Annotated in this window: 15 protein-coding genes and 1 pseudogene; 12 read left to right on the top strand and 4 right to left on the bottom strand. The window is 45.5% G+C overall.

Features of this window, described 5'->3' with window-relative positions; translation table 11 throughout:
- Window positions 1-18: 18 nt before the first annotated feature.
- Both fabB and fabA read right to left on the bottom strand, forming a co-directional pair.
- A complete protein-coding gene (fabB, locus tag TOI97_RS08480; protein WP_321553689.1) occupies window positions 19-1,236 on the bottom strand; it encodes a beta-ketoacyl-ACP synthase I in 1,218 nt (405 codons plus the stop codon).
- A gap of 12 nt (window positions 1,237-1,248) precedes the next feature.
- On the bottom strand, window positions 1,249-1,764 hold the full coding sequence (gene fabA / locus TOI97_RS08485) for a 3-hydroxyacyl-[acyl-carrier-protein] dehydratase FabA (RefSeq protein WP_321553690.1): 516 nt from the start codon (window positions 1,762-1,764) through the stop codon (window positions 1,249-1,251).
- Between the two features lie 606 nt (window positions 1,765-2,370).
- Here fabA and TOI97_RS08490 point away from each other — a divergent pair.
- The 8 genes and pseudogenes from TOI97_RS08490 to TOI97_RS08525 all read left to right on the top strand — a co-directional run bounded on the left by TOI97_RS08490 (window position 2,371) and on the right by TOI97_RS08525 (window position 9,763).
- Complete coding sequence (locus TOI97_RS08490; RefSeq protein ID WP_321553691.1) at window positions 2,371-3,396, top strand: NAD(P)H-dependent glycerol-3-phosphate dehydrogenase; 1,026 nt, start codon at window positions 2,371-2,373, stop codon at window positions 3,394-3,396.
- 12 nt (window positions 3,397-3,408) lie between these two features.
- Window positions 3,409-3,738: pseudogene (locus tag TOI97_RS08495) on the top strand (DUF4389 domain-containing protein); the annotation flags it as partial.
- Between the two features lie 251 nt (window positions 3,739-3,989).
- On the top strand, window positions 3,990-4,451 hold the full coding sequence (gene sixA / locus TOI97_RS08500) for a phosphohistidine phosphatase SixA (RefSeq protein ID WP_321553692.1): 462 nt from the start codon (window positions 3,990-3,992) through the stop codon (window positions 4,449-4,451).
- A 208-nt stretch (window positions 4,452-4,659) separates the two neighbouring features.
- On the top strand, window positions 4,660-5,577 hold the full coding sequence (locus TOI97_RS08505; protein ID WP_321553693.1) for an RNA-guided endonuclease InsQ/TnpB family protein: 918 nt from the start codon (window positions 4,660-4,662) through the stop codon (window positions 5,575-5,577).
- 50 nt (window positions 5,578-5,627) lie between these two features.
- Window positions 5,628-6,491 carry an alpha/beta fold hydrolase gene (locus tag TOI97_RS08510; protein WP_321553694.1) on the top strand — a complete coding sequence of 288 codons (864 nt, stop codon included), beginning with the start codon at window positions 5,628-5,630 and terminating at the stop codon, window positions 6,489-6,491.
- 81 nt (window positions 6,492-6,572) lie between these two features.
- Window positions 6,573-7,388 carry a DUF4892 domain-containing protein gene (locus TOI97_RS08515; protein WP_321553695.1) on the top strand — a complete coding sequence of 272 codons (816 nt, stop codon included), beginning with the start codon at window positions 6,573-6,575 and terminating at the stop codon, window positions 7,386-7,388.
- Window positions 7,389-7,415: 27 nt separating this feature from the next.
- On the top strand, window positions 7,416-8,501 hold the full coding sequence (locus TOI97_RS08520) for an AI-2E family transporter (protein WP_321553696.1): 1,086 nt from the start codon (window positions 7,416-7,418) through the stop codon (window positions 8,499-8,501).
- Window positions 8,502-8,587: 86 nt separating this feature from the next.
- Window positions 8,588-9,763 (top strand): MFS transporter, encoded by a 1,176-nt coding sequence (locus tag TOI97_RS08525; protein ID WP_321553697.1) that lies wholly within the window; start codon window positions 8,588-8,590, stop codon window positions 9,761-9,763.
- A gap of 51 nt (window positions 9,764-9,814) precedes the next feature.
- Here the strand turns inward: TOI97_RS08525 and TOI97_RS08530 are convergent, their stop codons facing one another.
- Window positions 9,815-10,573 carry a YggS family pyridoxal phosphate-dependent enzyme gene (locus TOI97_RS08530; protein WP_321553698.1) on the bottom strand — a complete coding sequence of 253 codons (759 nt, stop codon included), beginning with the start codon at window positions 10,571-10,573 and terminating at the stop codon, window positions 9,815-9,817.
- A gap of 1,121 nt (window positions 10,574-11,694) precedes the next feature.
- Here TOI97_RS08530 and tusD point away from each other — a divergent pair.
- The 4 genes from tusD to TOI97_RS08550 are packed head-to-tail and all read left to right on the top strand — an operon-like array spanning window position 11,695 to window position 13,077.
- Window positions 11,695-12,087 carry a sulfurtransferase complex subunit TusD gene (gene tusD, locus TOI97_RS08535; protein WP_321553699.1) on the top strand — a complete coding sequence of 131 codons (393 nt, stop codon included), beginning with the start codon at window positions 11,695-11,697 and terminating at the stop codon, window positions 12,085-12,087.
- Window positions 12,087-12,446: a sulfurtransferase complex subunit TusC gene (gene tusC, locus TOI97_RS08540; RefSeq protein ID WP_321553700.1), complete on the top strand. Its 360-nt coding sequence runs from the start codon at window positions 12,087-12,089 to the stop codon at window positions 12,444-12,446. Before tusD ends, tusC begins: the two co-directional genes overlap by 1 nt.
- Complete coding sequence (gene tusB, locus TOI97_RS08545) at window positions 12,446-12,739, top strand: sulfurtransferase complex subunit TusB (RefSeq protein ID WP_321553701.1); 294 nt, start codon at window positions 12,446-12,448, stop codon at window positions 12,737-12,739. The genes tusC and tusB overlap by 1 nt, the downstream gene beginning before the upstream one ends.
- Window positions 12,736-13,077 (top strand): TusE/DsrC/DsvC family sulfur relay protein, encoded by a 342-nt coding sequence (locus TOI97_RS08550; protein ID WP_321553702.1) that lies wholly within the window; start codon window positions 12,736-12,738, stop codon window positions 13,075-13,077. Before tusB ends, TOI97_RS08550 begins: the two co-directional genes overlap by 4 nt.
- Window positions 13,078-13,279: 202 nt before the next feature.
- On the opposite strand, the gene TOI97_RS08555 is transcribed toward TOI97_RS08550, so the two are convergent.
- Window positions 13,280-13,984, bottom strand: a complete 705-nt coding sequence (locus TOI97_RS08555; protein ID WP_321553703.1) for an ABC transporter ATP-binding protein — start codon at window positions 13,982-13,984, stop codon at window positions 13,280-13,282.
- Window positions 13,985-13,986 lie beyond the last annotated feature (2 nt).

The following is a 13,986-nucleotide window of genomic DNA, read 5'->3' on the forward strand; positions in this document are numbered from 1 at the left end:
TTGTGTTGCTCAACTCAATTATTTGCTATAGCGCTTTAAAATTAAGGTGGCGTTAGTACCACCAAAGCCAAAGCTATTGCTCATTACAGTGTTGAGTTTAACGTTTTCTTGGGTTTTCTGAACGATAGGCATATCTTTTACGGCCTCATCCAACTCATCAATGTTGATAGAGCCTGCGATAAAGTCACCTTCCATCATTAGTAATGAGTAAATGGTTTCTTGTACCCCTGCAGCCCCTAAAGAGTGACCTGACAAACTCTTGGTTGAGCTAATTGGTGGTGCTTTATCACCAAAGACTTCGCGTACTGCGTTAATTTCCGCGATATCTCCGACGGGTGTTGAAGTACCATGGGTGTTAAGGTAGTCGATAGGGCTGTCAACAGTTGCCAGTGCTTGTTGCATACAACGTACCGCACCTTCACCGCTTGGGGCTACCATGTCGTGACCGTCAGAGGTCGCGCCATAGCCAACAACTTCAGCGTAAATTTTAGCGCCACGCTTTAAGGCATGTTCAAGCTCTTCAACCACAACCATGCCGCCACCGCCAGCAATGACAAAGCCGTCACGCTTGCTGTCGTAGGCGCGTGATGCTTTTTCTGGGGTATCGTTGTATTGTGTCGATAGGGCACCCATGGCATCAAACAAGCAGCTCTGACTCCAATGCTCTTCTTCGCCACCGCCAGCAAAAACAATATCTTGTTTGCCCAGTTGGATTTGCTCGAGTGCTTGTCCGATACAATGAGCACTGGTTGCGCATGCAGAAGATATAGAGTAATTCACACCTTTAATTTTGAAAGGTGTTGCTAAACAGGCCGATACAGTACTACCCATGGTACGGGTGACGCGGTAAGGGCCAATACGTTTAACGCCTTTTTCGCGTAAGGTATCAATAGCTTCCATTTGGTTTAAAGTGGATGCACCGCCAGAACCTGCGATGAGACCTGTACGTGGGTTGGATACATCTTCAGGGCTTAAGCCGCTGTCTTCAATCGCTTGTTGCATTGATAAATAGGAGAATGCAGCAGCTTGCCCCATGAAGCGTAAAACTTTGCGATCAATGGCTTCTTCTAAGTTTATATCGACCGTCCCTGAAACATGGCTACGCAAACCCATTTCAGCATAAGACGGGTTAAAACGAATACCAGTACGGCCTGCACGTAAGTTGGCAGCTACGGTATCTTTGTCATTACCTAGGCAAGAAACAATGCCTATTCCGGTGATTACAGCACGACGCATACTGGTCATCCTTTAGAAAGAGTCAGTGGAAGTGAATAAGCCGACACGTAAGCCTTCGGCACTATAAATTTCGCGACCATCAACGGTAACTGTACCGTCTGCAATCGCGAGAATTAGAGAGCGATTAATGGTGCGCTTAATATCAATTTGGTAAGTCACTTTTTTAGCCGTAGGTAGAACTTGGCCAAAAAATTTAACGTCACCTGAACCTAGAGCGCGTCCACGGCCAGGGTTGCCTTGCCATCCTAAGAAGAAACCTACCAGCTGCCACATCGCATCAAGACCTAAGCAGCCTGGCATAACAGGGTCACCTTCAAAATGGCAAGCAAAAAACCAAAGATTGGGATGAATATCTAGCTCAGCAGTGATTTGTCCTTTACCGTATTTACCGCCTGTATCATCGATGTGCACAATGCGGTCGATCATCAGCATATTTGGTGCGGGCAATTGCGCGTTACCTGGACCGAAGAGCTCTCCTCGGCTGCATTTGAGCAGTTCTTCGTAGGTGAAGGCGTTTTGTTTGGTCATGCGGGCTCCTCAACGTGCCTAATCGTATACAGCATGGGCGATGGATATCCATCTAACTAAAAATGATTACTTTAAAGCATATCAGCGTGTTTTTAACACATTTAATAACGCTTAACAAAAAAACTCTATTCAACTTAAGCCGCTTGTAAGGCTATTACTCTTGTTTGAACAGTAGATAATAAGCTTTATCTTAAGCTTAATTGAAGGGTTAGACCACATTGCCGACTCGTAAGTCACATTGGAAATGAGTAAATGATACTTTTATAAGAACTTCAGTGGCCGCTTATGACTATCCTAACCGTTTCGGTGCGATGGCGCTGAGATATCATGATGTTGTTTTTGTATGAGTTTTTCATGGTATGACAGTGGTATGTTCGTTGAATCAGCTAAGGTGCTTGTATGCATTTGAGCGGGTTTTCATAAGAAGTGTGGTTTTGGAAATCATTTGTTTGTGCCTGCTATGAGCTGGAGGCCGGTTAAGAGTATTTGTATCTGTGATAGAAATGAAAAATTAACAGCTGAGCTGGTAAGGTTAAATACTGGTTATGCGTGGGCAGCACCGTATAATGGTGTAATCGCCAAAATAGAGGCACAAGAGAACACGAGATGTCAGATAAAAAACCAATTGCAGTGGTCGGTGGCGGTAGTTTTGGCACAGCCGTTGCTAACTTATTGGCCAGTAATCAATATGCTGTCCGTTTATGGATGCGTGATGCAGCACAAGCGCAGGCCATTAATAGCAACCGGAAAAATCCGCGTTATTTAAAAGAAGTGGTGGTGCTGGAAGGTGTTACTGCCACAACTAATCTGGCGGCAACTTTAGCAGAGTGTGACTTAATCTTTGTGGCTTTGCCGTCAACTGCTTTACGCAGTGTGCTGACCCCTTTTGCTGAAGTGTTGCGTGACAAGTTACTGGTGAGCACTACGAAGGGTATTGAGGCTAAAACATTTAAACTAATGAGTCAGATTTTAGAAGAGGTTGCACCCCATGCTCGCGTGGGTGTGTTGTCTGGCCCGAACTTGGCACGTGAGGTTGCGGCACATGCTTTAACTGCCAGTGTGGTGGCGAGTGAAGATCAAGCACTGTGTAAAACAGTGCAATCTGTTTTGCATGGCCCAACGTTTCGGGTGTATGCCAGCGCTGATCGCTTTGGTGTTGAATTGGGTGGAGCGCTTAAAAATGTTTACGCTATTATTGCTGGTATGGCAGCAGCGCTAGGTATGGGAGAAAACACAAAAAGTATGTTAATTACCCGTGCTTTAGCTGAAATGACACGCTTTGCAGTGAAGTTGGGCGCTAATCCAATCACTTTCTTGGGGTTGGCTGGAGTGGGCGACTTAATTGTGACATGCACATCTTCTAAAAGTCGTAACTATCAAGTGGGTTTTGCCCTTGGTGAAGGTTTAAGTCTTGAGGATGCTGTTGAGCGTTTGGGTGAAGTAGCTGAAGGGGTCAATACTTTAAAAGTGCTTAAAGAAAAATCACAAGAACTTGGTGTCTATATGCCCTTGGTGGCTGGTTTGCATGCAATTTTGTTTGAGGGGTGTACTCTAGAACAAGTCATTGCAGGGTTAATGAGCGGTGAGCCTAAAACAGATGTCGACTTTATTTCAATTGATGGTTTTAAATAGGGGATTTTTCAAATGACTCCAGCGGAAAAAACTATCAGGCGCGAATCGCTTTTTTTGCGCGTGCTATGGATGCTGCTATTTTTCTTAGTATGGCAGGTTGCTGTGCCTTTGTTAGCTATTTTAATTGTGGCGCAGTTTTTATATCGTCTTTTTTACGGAGCACCAAGTCAGCATTTTATGAGTTTTGGTGATAGTTTGAGTCAATACCTCAGTCAGATTGGACGCTATGCAGTGTTTAATACGGATGAGAAACCTTGGCCAGTTGCTGATTGGCCGCGTGCCCGTCAAGCTAATGGTGAGTGCGCATATGTTCCCAACGTTAAAGAACCTACCTCAGAAGAGGCAAGTGCAGCTGCAGCGGCAACTTCACCAGTGGTGGTGACAGCTATGACTTCAGAGGAGGTAGCTGAAGAACGCAAACAGATACTGGATGAGGAAGCAATTGCTGAAAGTAAATTGCCAGAAAATGCTCAAAGCAGTGAGAGTGTTACGTCTCAAGCAGATTTAGCGACAGAGCAGCAAGTGGAAGTAACTGCAGAAGTATTGGCTAAAACCAAGGCGCAAGAAAATATGTCAAAGGATGAGCCAAAGATATGAAACTCTGGTTGTTAAGGCATGGTGCTGCAGAGCCTTATCAGATTAAGGACTCGGAGCGTAAGCTTACTGAGCAGGGGCGTGCGCAAGTTGTACAGGCGGCAGATTTTTTACGTGATGTGCATTTCGATCGTGTGCTTTGCAGCCCTTATGTGCGCGCGCGTCAAACGGCTGAATTATTATCGTCAACCTTGCAGTGTTTAGGTGTAATTGAAATTGTACCTTGGTTAACTCCTGAGGAGGATGTGCGCGAAGTGGTGAGAAAACTGGATAGTTATCCAGTTGGTAATCTTTTGATTGTGGCTCATCAACCCCTGCTTGGGTTGCTTGCAAGTTGGCTCATGCATGGAGAGTGTCAGTATGGTTTATCTATGGATACGGCGAGTGTTGCCTGTTTAGAAGGTGATTTTATTGGGGCGGGCTTAATGGACCTGCGAGCCTTACAGCATGTGCAAGACTGATCATTTCGGTTATCAAAGTCGCGTAAGACCTCGTACTTTTAGTGCGGGGATGGATAGCGAGGGCTGCTTAAGCAGCCCCTTAACCCCTTAATAGATTGCTAAAGCCTTTGCAGTGTAGGTTGGTACTGGTATTGTATACAGCATGATAAGGCACACCAAAACATTAAAAGTCCGAGTCCGAGACAGGCATGTGCCCCTGCTAAACCGCATGGCTCGAAGCGTCAATTTCGTCTGGAACTTTGTTAATGAATTAAGTCAACGCTCGATTAAAGAGCGTGGTGTGTTTTTGTCTGCGTATGATATGCATCGTAAGCAGTTTAAGAAAGCGCGGCTGAACTGGCGCAAATCAGGCGGTGTACGCCGCTCACTGGGCTGGATACCCGTCAATACCGGTGCAGCTCAATGGAAAAACGGACAGGTCTACCATAATGGCCACTACTTCAAGGTGTGGGACAGCTACGGTTTGAACCAATACAAGTTTCGCTCGGCCAGTTTCAATGAAGATGCCCGTGGCCGCTGGTACTTCAATGTAGTGGTGGATGTGCAGGCTGAGATACCCGCCGGCCAAGACCGCATCGGTATTGACCTTGGCTTAATTGATACAGCCACCTGCTCGGACGGCACCAAGCTGGAAGCGGGCCGCTTCTACCGTGGCCTTGAGGAAAAATTAGCCATAGCGCAACGAGCTAGAAATAAAACCCAAGTCAAAACCCTTCATGCGAAAATCGCTAATCGTAGAAAAGACGCATTGCACAAGTTCAGCCGTATGCTGGTCAATTGCTGCGGTGAAATCTATGTGGGCAACGTCAGTAGTTTAAAACTCGTTAAAACCACGATGGCCAAGTCAGTGTTGGACGCTGGCTGGGGTCAATTAAAAACAATGCTGGACTATAAATGCGCTCACGCAGGCATTGTTTTTAAGGAAGTGAACGAGGCATACACCACCCAAACCTGTTCGCATTGTGGTAGCTTGCCCGAATCGAGGCCGAAAGGTATCGCAGGACTTGGAATAAAAGAATGGACGTGCAGCGGGTGCGGTGTCACCCACGATCGTGATATCAACGCGGCACGTAACATTATCGCGGCCGGGCATGGTCGTCTAGCAGTAGGAACCCCCGTCCTTTAGGTCGGGGAGGATGTCAATCAGATCAGTATTTATAAACTAAGGAGTTCCGCGTGACGGCTACCGTTCAAGAAATACGTATCCAATTACCTCATATCGACTTGGCCGCGCGTGTTTATGGTCCTGAAAATGGCCAACCAGTTTTGGCATTACATGGTTGGCTGGATAATTCAATGACCTTTGAGTTGCTGGCGCCTAAATTGCAGGGCTTACGCATTGTTGCTATTGATATGGCAGGGCACGGCCACTCTGGGCACCGCGAACCAGGAGCAGGTTATCAGCTGTGGGATTATGCATTGGACGCCTTACTGGCTGCTCAGCAGCTTGGGTGGGATAAGTTTTCCTTATTAGGACACTCGCTAGGTGGTATTGTTAGTGTACTCCTCGCTGCTGCAGTGCCTGAGCGCATTGAGCGTATTGCTTTGATAGATGGTTTAGTACCAGACACTGGCGAGGCGGAACAATCACCACAAAAACTGGGCGAGGCATTGAAGGCCCAAATTAAATTATCTAGCAAAAAGAAAACAGTTTATAAAACCATGGAACAAGCTGTTCAGGCGCGTATGGCAGGGTTTATGCCTGTGAGCCAGTTGGCAGCAGAGCTCTTAGCTCAGCGTGGTTTAAGCCCAGTTGCTGGCGGTTATAGTTGGAACAGCGACTCACGCTTAACCTTACCTTCCCCTTTGCGCTTAACTCAATCGCATGCGCAAGCTTTTGTACGTGCTGTACAGTGTCCAATGCGTTTGATTGCTGCAGAACAAGGTGTATTACTGAAAGAGGCTGACTTTCTGAAGTTTGTTAGTACTTATTCTTTAGATGTGCAACGTTTACCAGGCGGCCATCACTTGCACCTTGATGATGAGCAAGGCGCACAGGCAGTTGCTGAAGTTGTGCAGGATTTTTTTTGTATATCATGAAATGGCATAAGGTATGCGCTAGGGTAATGAGACGAAAGCTAGCTTCATACAAACTGCACAAACTATGCTGGTAAGGTGATCATGGATAAACGGATGTTAAAATCGGCTATGGCCGTGTTACTCGCAGCAGCTGGAAATATTGCTTTTGCAAGTCATTTTGAAGAGCTCTTAAGTCTTGAGTCTTTACATGATGCAAGAATTATTACTGAGCAGCGGCAGGAAACTGTAGAAAAAATCTATCCAAAAGGATCGGTGCGCCGTATCAGTGGTAACACGCGCTATAGTGGTGAGGTCTTGGTGCGGGGCTCGGTCGATGTTTTAACAGTACAATTATCGCCTAGCCATGAAGCACTGAGTGCATTCAATGGTAGTCGCCAGCTTCTACAAGGTAAAGGGGCTGACATGCTGTATTGGTGTGCCGCCCGCGAGTGTGGGCCCAGTAATCTGTGGGCGAACCATGTGTTCAATAATGCACGTTTATATGGGCCTGATGACCAGCAGGCCTATGCACTTTATCGTCTTAAAGAAGGTGAACAGTCCAATTTAGTAGCGGTCTATGCTATTACACGTGGTAATGGTCGTGGTTTTTTACATGCAGAATATTTCCAAGCACAGCAGTTACCTGAACGCTTGCTGCCCACAGCAACAACTTTGGAGCGACAGCTGAGTACCGATGATCGATTAGCTTTGCGCGGGTTGACGGGTGAGCCTGACTCGGTTTGGGTACATTTATTGGTGCGTGCCTTGAATCAAAACAGCACCATGCGAATCAGTATGGCGGGCGAGTATGCAACACAGTGGCGTGATGCGATGGTGGAAGTGGGCTTGCGCAAAAGCCGTATAGAAATTGAGGCAGAATTTGAGCAGCCGGGATTACTTTTGCAACGTTTGCCTTAATAGCAGCTTTATCGATGGGTAAACATTATGTTTAGTAATGACCGCTTATTAGCGCAGATTGTTTTGTTGAGTTTACTTGGGGCTTGTCTGTGGGTTTTGACACCTTTTATTTCAGCCTTGTTTTGGGCTGCAGTCTTAGCTTTTGCAAGTTGGCCGTTGATGCAGTTTTTGACGCGAGTTTTTAATAATAATGAGTCATTAGCGGCGGGAGTGCTCACATCTGGTTGGGTTGTGGTGCTTGCGGGACCGTTGATTTGGCTTGGTTTTAATATTGCCGATCACATTCGAACAACAACTGAACTGATTAAGAATTTGCGTGTAACAGGCTTGCCTGATCCACCAGAGTGGATGGTTGAGTTGCCGATGATTGGCGATCGTTTGTTGGAAATCTGGATGGCTGCAGATGAGCAGGGCGCAGCCTTTTTTGCCACTATTAAACCTTATATGGGACAGACTGGAAATTGGTTATTGGCTCGCAGTGCCAGTATTGGGGCAGGTCTTTTAGAATTGGCACTGAGCTTGTTTCTAGTCTTTTTCTTCTATCGTGATGGACCACGCCTAGCGCACTTTGTGAAAAGTTTAGTCGAACGATTAATTGATGAGCGTGGCGATTATTATATTGATTTAGTTGCTGGCACTGTACGTCGAGTGGTCAATGGCGTCATTGGAACAGCCGCTGCGCAGTCTTTGGTTGCCTTGTTTGGGTTTGTTGTGGCAGGTGTACCAGGGGCGCTAATTTTAGCTTCATTGACTTTTATGCTTAGTTTGATACCTATGGGGCCGCCGCTTGTCTGGGGACCAGCTGTTGCATGGTTATTTATGCAAAATGAATATGGTATGGCGTTCTTCCTGCTGTTTTGGGGCTTTTTTGTGATCAGCACTGTGGATAATGTCCTAAAACCTTACCTTATTAGTCGCGGTGGTAATTTGCCTCTGGTTGTTGTGTTGATGGGGGTGTTTGGTGGTTTATTTGCCTTTGGTTTTATGGGTTTGTTTCTAGGGCCTACTTTACTTGCAGTTGCTTATAGTTTGGTAAGTGATTGGGTGTCGCATAATCAGCCTGACACAGCGGTTATAACCGACCCATCGCGGTCCATTGAAAAACAGGAATGAACTTGATTTCAATTAGCTCGTCAGAAGTAAAATCAAGTTTCGTATGATCTGCGTGTGTACATAAATTTAGATACTGGAGGCCTTAGGTGCCAGTTAGTGTATGGGGGTTGGCAATTGCTCAGGCACTGCTAACCACAGGAAATATTTTACTGGTAGCAGTTTCGGCTTTAATTGGTAAACAATTAGCTAGTCATCCTGCGTTGATTACTGTGCCGGTGGCCATGCAGTTTTTGGGCTTAATTGTGGCCACCTTACCCGCGGCACATTTAATGCACAAATTAGGGCGCAAAGTGGGCTTTATTCTTGGCAATAGTATTGGTTTGCTTGGTACATGGGTTGCTTTACAGGGCTTAGAAGCCAGCAGTTTAATGCACTTTGCAGTAGGTACTTTTTTGATTGGTATGGCCATTGGCACAGGTCAACAGTACCGTTTTGCAGCTTTAGATGTGTGTAATGTGGAACAGCGTCCTCGGGCGATCAGTATGGTCATGGCTGGTGGTATTTTAGCAGCGATTTTAGGTCCAAACTTAGCGATTTGGTCTCGACAGTGGTTTGACGGCAATCCTTTTGTCGGTGCTTTTTATGGGCTATTCATGATTTATGTGCTGGCTTTGCTTTTGATCAGTAGCTTGCGATTAGCTACTGCAGTAAAAACTATTCCTGGGGAGGTCTCTCGCAGTTATTACGAGTTATTTCAACAGCCTTTATTGGTTGCTACGATTGCTTCAGGTGCGATTGGCTACGCGATCATGGTGCTTTTAATGACAGCTACACCTATTGCTATGCAGCAGGATGGTTTTCCGTTTAGTAATATTGCTTGGGTGATTCAGTGGCATGTTTTGGGTATGTATGTGCCATCATTTTTTACTGGTCATCTGATTCGTCGTTTTAGCTCGCGCAGTGTTATTTTATGGGGTTGCGCTGTTTTGGCACTTTGCGTTTTAGTCAATGTTTTGGGCAATAGTTATTGGCATTACCTGCTAAGTTTAATGTTGTTAGGTGTGGGTTGGAACTTTACTTACATCGGTGCAACTCACTTACTGACCTTTACTTACAGGCCAGCAGAACAAGGTAAGGTGCAAGGCATTAATGAGTTTATGGTTTTTACCGCTGCTGCAGTAGGTAGTTTATTGGCCGGTATGGGGGTAGATATTCTAGGCTGGTTTTGGCTGAATATTGCTTCGTTGCCACCTTTGATTTTTGTGGCTTGGTGGATATTTAGCTTAGCTGATGAGCGAGCCCGTGAACGAGTAAAGGGTTAGTCTTAAGGTGAACAGATGCCACTACTGCTTAACAGCGGCATCTGTGGTCGTTTATTTAGGCCAGTAGTAGCTGTCAGGTTGCTCACGAGTACCAAAGATGGCTTGCCCAATGCGTACAATGGTGGCGCCTTCTTCAATTGCCAACTCGAAGTCCCCTGACATACCCATGGACAGTTCGGTCAGTTGCATCTTCGGTGGTGCAATTTTTTTCAGTTGATCACGTAGCTCACGTAGCTTAATAAAACAGCTGCGTACTTGCTCAGTATCATCTGAGTTGATGGCTAGGGTCATTAAGCCACGGATGTGCAGACGTGGGAATGCTTCGAGTTGGGTTATTAGCTTAGCTGCTTGTTCAGGGGCAATACCGTATTTGCTTTTTTCCCCCGATGTATTGATTTGTATTAGGACATCTAAATCACGGTTTTCTATTTCGAGACGTTGGTTGAGTGCTTGTGCTAAGCGCAAACTGTCTAAAGCATGAAACTCGCTAGCAAAACGTGCGACGTATTTGGCTTTATTGGTTTGTAAATGGCCAATGACACACCACTTTAGATTGTCTAGGTCGTCTAATTCTTGCCACTTTTGATAGGCTTCTTGAACTTTATTTTCTCCGAACATGCGACAACCAGCAGCATAGGCTTGGCGTAAGTATTGGGCTGGATGGGTTTTACTTACGGGCAGTAGACGCACTTCTAACGGGTCCCGCCCTGCTTTTGTACATGCTTGATCAATACGCTGGCGAACTGCATCGATGTTTTGGCGCAGTTGTTCAATGGTTTCAGCTTGCGGATAAAGACTGTTACTAGTCAAGGTGAGACTCCTATAAACAGATCATAAACATGCTATGCAGTCTATCAGGCTTGACGCGGTTAGTGATGCGCAAAGGACGCGTTTTGTAATGGTAAAACTCTGTAGGTGTCAATGAGTGCATCAACAGAGTGATGAGTAATATAGCGTTGGGTTGAGCCGAAGAGAGTTCGTAAATGGATGAATATCTACTCCTAAGTATGCAGCATACACATAAATTGAGGCTTATTAGAAAGCTCTAAGCATATTTAAATAATATGCGCATGTTGCACTTTGTTAGAATGGTTTTCTCTTAAGGGCATCTTTAGTATGGATTCGGTTGCTACATCATCTGTGACTACGCTTTTCTCGCTACTAACAAGATTTTATTGAACAGGTTTTTTGAGTGTGAATCAACGCCATGACCGGTTAAAGGATAGGGGGTAGTATCGTGTTTTAAGCCCTCGATTAGCAGAGAAAAATCATCTAAGTCTAAGATTGCGGCAGCGGTAATCGTGCTTTCTTTAGCTAACGTATAGCTTTGCCATCTAAGGTTGACCTGATGATTATTTTTAGGTTGCTAGGAGGGGGATCGATCAGATTCACCACGCCGCCAATTGCATTGCGTCATAAAGTAGAGTAGTTAGGTCTTTCAGGACCTCGATGTGCTCCAGTAACAGGGGCTCGCTAGTCACCGTGTGGTCAGCGTTTAGTACTAGCACTCTGATATGCACCATCCATTCGGCGTATCATCGGACGGTTGGTGTCAGCACCAAAAGAGCTACCACGCACCCTTAGAGTTTTTTTTACAGCATCGCCTAAGGTGGCTTAACGTTGCAGTAACAACTGCGAGCTTTCAAGTACTTCTGAGGTGCTGATATTTTGCGCATGAGATTGGTTTAAGACTAAAGGCGCTAGACTGATAGCGAGTACAAGGGAAAGATTAGGCAGCATCTTAAAGCCTGTTTGGTTTTGATAAGAGAAAGAGTGTGTGATTTATGAATCGTATTAAGTTTCAATTGTTATGAATCAATCGATAAGGTCAAAATATGTGCTTAAGCTGTTTTTAGTGAGAGTTTTTGTAGTGAATGGGTGATGCTTTAGCTAATCTGCTAAACTTTGAAAAATTTATTTTGATGGTTGCTATGAGATTTGTAATAAGTGTGTTGTCGTCTAGTACTTCCCCCGCTACGCGTCGAGCACTGCGTTTTGCTCAAGCGTTGCTCGCGCAAAAGCATGAAATTGTGCGGGTTTTTTTCTACCAAGATGGGGTGCTCAGTGCGGCTAATAATTTAGTGGTCGCTCAAGATCAAGAAGATATTGCGAGGCAATGGCAGGACTTTATTCGAGCATATGACATTGATGCGGTGGTTTGTATTGCTGCTGCATTGCGTCGTGGTGTATTGGATCACGTTGAAGCTACAAGGTACCAACGTCAGGGGGGTAACCTAGCTGAGGGATATCAACTTTCAGGGTTAGGACAGTTACATGACGCTTTACAGCGTGCAGATCGTCATATCAGCTTTGGGGGGGCGTAATGGCTAAATCAGTACTGTTAATGAGCCGTCAAGCACCTTGGGCGGGTATTGCGGCAGCAGAAGCATTAGATATTGCTTTAGCGGCTGGCGCATTTGATTTGCCGCTAAGTATCTTGTTTCTGGATGATGGCGTGTACCAACTGTTGGAACAGCAGCAGCCGAAAATGCTTGAGCAAAAAGACTTAGCCGCCAACTTGCAAGCTTTGCCGATGTTCGGTATTGAACAGTTGTATGTCTCGAAGTACAGCCTTAGTGAGCGAGGAGTCACTCCAGATCAATTAGCTGTGCCTGCCAAGCTTTTAGATGAAGTGCAGGTGCAAGAATTACTGCGCCAGTTTGATCATCTGGTGACGCTATAATGACGACTTTACATATTTTAAACTCTGGTATTGGCTCACAATTGCAGAGCTGTTTACGGGTGTTGTCTGATGGTGATGGGATACTACTTTGTGGTGAGGCGGTGCAAGCGCTACGCACAGGTAGCCAAGCTGCACAACTGCTAATGACGCAAAATAATTATCGTTTATATGCATTGCAAGAAGACCTTGAGGCGCGTGCGATTGATGCATCACAGTTTGTTTTGACTGTCGTGGATTACCCAGCTTTTGTAGCGCTTACCGTCGAATATGCACGGGTGAACAGTTGGATATGAATACAGCAACTTTAACGGTTGAAGGATGTGAGATCTTATTAGATCAAGACGATTGTTTATGTGATTTAAACGATTGGTCGGAATCGGTAGCACAGGCTTTAGCGGTCCGCGAAGGTATTGAGTTAAGTGAGGCACATTGGGAGGTGTTGTACTTACTACGCAAGTTTTATCAAACTTTTCAGTTGTCTCCAGCAAATCGAGCTTTAGTGAAGTATGTGGCGGTACACTTAGGCAAAGAGAAGGGTAATAGCTTGTATTTAAATGCTTTATTCAACGGAAAACCGGCTAAGCTAGCAGCTCGACTGGCTGGGTTACCTAAGCCAGCGAACTGTTTTTAAAGTAAGTTTTTGAACTTTTCAGCACTTAATATGAGTTCTTTACAAAAAACACGGATAAAGATCTAGGGTTACACTGTCAGAGGTTGCAAAGTACCGCCGCTCAAATAGTCATTCACGACCGCGATTTCAATGCAACTTAAAATATTTGCGCGGTCGGGTATGGCCGTTTTGCTGTAGAGCTTCACCCTTTTTTTGGGGGAGGTTAACCGCCTAAGTAAGCTTGGCGCACAGCCTCATTATTGAGTAGGTTGTCACCGGAATCTTCTAATACAATACGGCCGTGTTCCATTACGTAACCTCGGTCAGCTAATTTCAGGGCCTGGTGAGCATTTTGTTCAACCAGAAAGACTGTTACCCCGTCCTTGCGTAGTTGCTCCAGAATCTGAAAGATTTGCTGAATGATAATGGGGGCTAGCCCGAGTGAGGGCTCGTCAAGTAGTAGTAATCGAGGTTCGCTCATTAATGCGCGACCAATGGCGAGCATTTGTTGCTCTCCACCACTCATGGTTCCTGCACGCTGTTGGAAGCGCTCGTGTAAACGTGGGAACAAAGTCAGTACGCGGTCTAAGCGGTCTTCACGAACATGTTTGTCATCACAGAAAAAAGCACCCATAGCTAAGTTTTCTTCAACGGTCAGGCGGGAAAAAACACGGCGTCCTTCGGGTACAATGGCTATCCCTTTACGCATAATCTCAGCAGTGCTTTTACCAGTTAAGTGTTCACCCTCGTAAACTATTTCACCGCGGGTTGCTTGCGGATCACCGCATAACGTCATCATTAAGGTGGTTTTGCCCGCACCGTTGGCTCCAATTAAAGTAACAATTTCACCTCGATTCACTTTGATTGATACATCATTTAAAGCTTGGATCTTGCCGTAATAAGTGCAGACATTATTCATAACTAGCATGC

Origin of the sequence: Denitrificimonas halotolerans (assembly GCF_034259425.1) — a bacterium.
Classification (GTDB): Bacteria; Pseudomonadota; Gammaproteobacteria; order Pseudomonadales; family Pseudomonadaceae; genus Denitrificimonas; species Denitrificimonas halotolerans.

What these genes read in the sequence shown, in the direction of transcription:
- fabB (WP_321553689.1), bottom strand. Translation starts at nt 1,236, where the DNA reads ATGCGTCGTGCTGTAATCACCGGAATAGGCATTGTTTCTTGCCTAGGT.
- fabA (WP_321553690.1), bottom strand. Translation starts at nt 1,764, where the DNA reads ATGACCAAACAAAACGCCTTCACCTACGAAGAACTGCTCAAATGCAGC.
- TOI97_RS08490 (WP_321553691.1), top strand. Translation starts at nt 2,371, where the DNA reads ATGTCAGATAAAAAACCAATTGCAGTGGTCGGTGGCGGTAGTTTTGGC.
- sixA (WP_321553692.1), top strand. Translation starts at nt 3,990, where the DNA reads ATGAAACTCTGGTTGTTAAGGCATGGTGCTGCAGAGCCTTATCAGATT.
- TOI97_RS08505 (WP_321553693.1), top strand. Translation starts at nt 4,660, where the DNA reads ATGGCTCGAAGCGTCAATTTCGTCTGGAACTTTGTTAATGAATTAAGT.
- TOI97_RS08515 (WP_321553695.1), top strand. Translation starts at nt 6,573, where the DNA reads ATGGATAAACGGATGTTAAAATCGGCTATGGCCGTGTTACTCGCAGCA.
- TOI97_RS08520 (WP_321553696.1), top strand. Translation starts at nt 7,416, where the DNA reads ATGTTTAGTAATGACCGCTTATTAGCGCAGATTGTTTTGTTGAGTTTA.
- tusD (WP_321553699.1), top strand. Translation starts at nt 11,695, where the DNA reads ATGAGATTTGTAATAAGTGTGTTGTCGTCTAGTACTTCCCCCGCTACG.
- tusC (WP_321553700.1), top strand. Translation starts at nt 12,087, where the DNA reads ATGGCTAAATCAGTACTGTTAATGAGCCGTCAAGCACCTTGGGCGGGT.
- tusB (WP_321553701.1), top strand. Translation starts at nt 12,446, where the DNA reads ATGACGACTTTACATATTTTAAACTCTGGTATTGGCTCACAATTGCAG.
- TOI97_RS08550 (WP_321553702.1), top strand. Translation starts at nt 12,736, where the DNA reads ATGAATACAGCAACTTTAACGGTTGAAGGATGTGAGATCTTATTAGAT.
- TOI97_RS08555 (WP_321553703.1), bottom strand. Translation starts at nt 13,984, where the DNA reads ATGCTAGTTATGAATAATGTCTGCACTTATTACGGCAAGATCCAAGCT.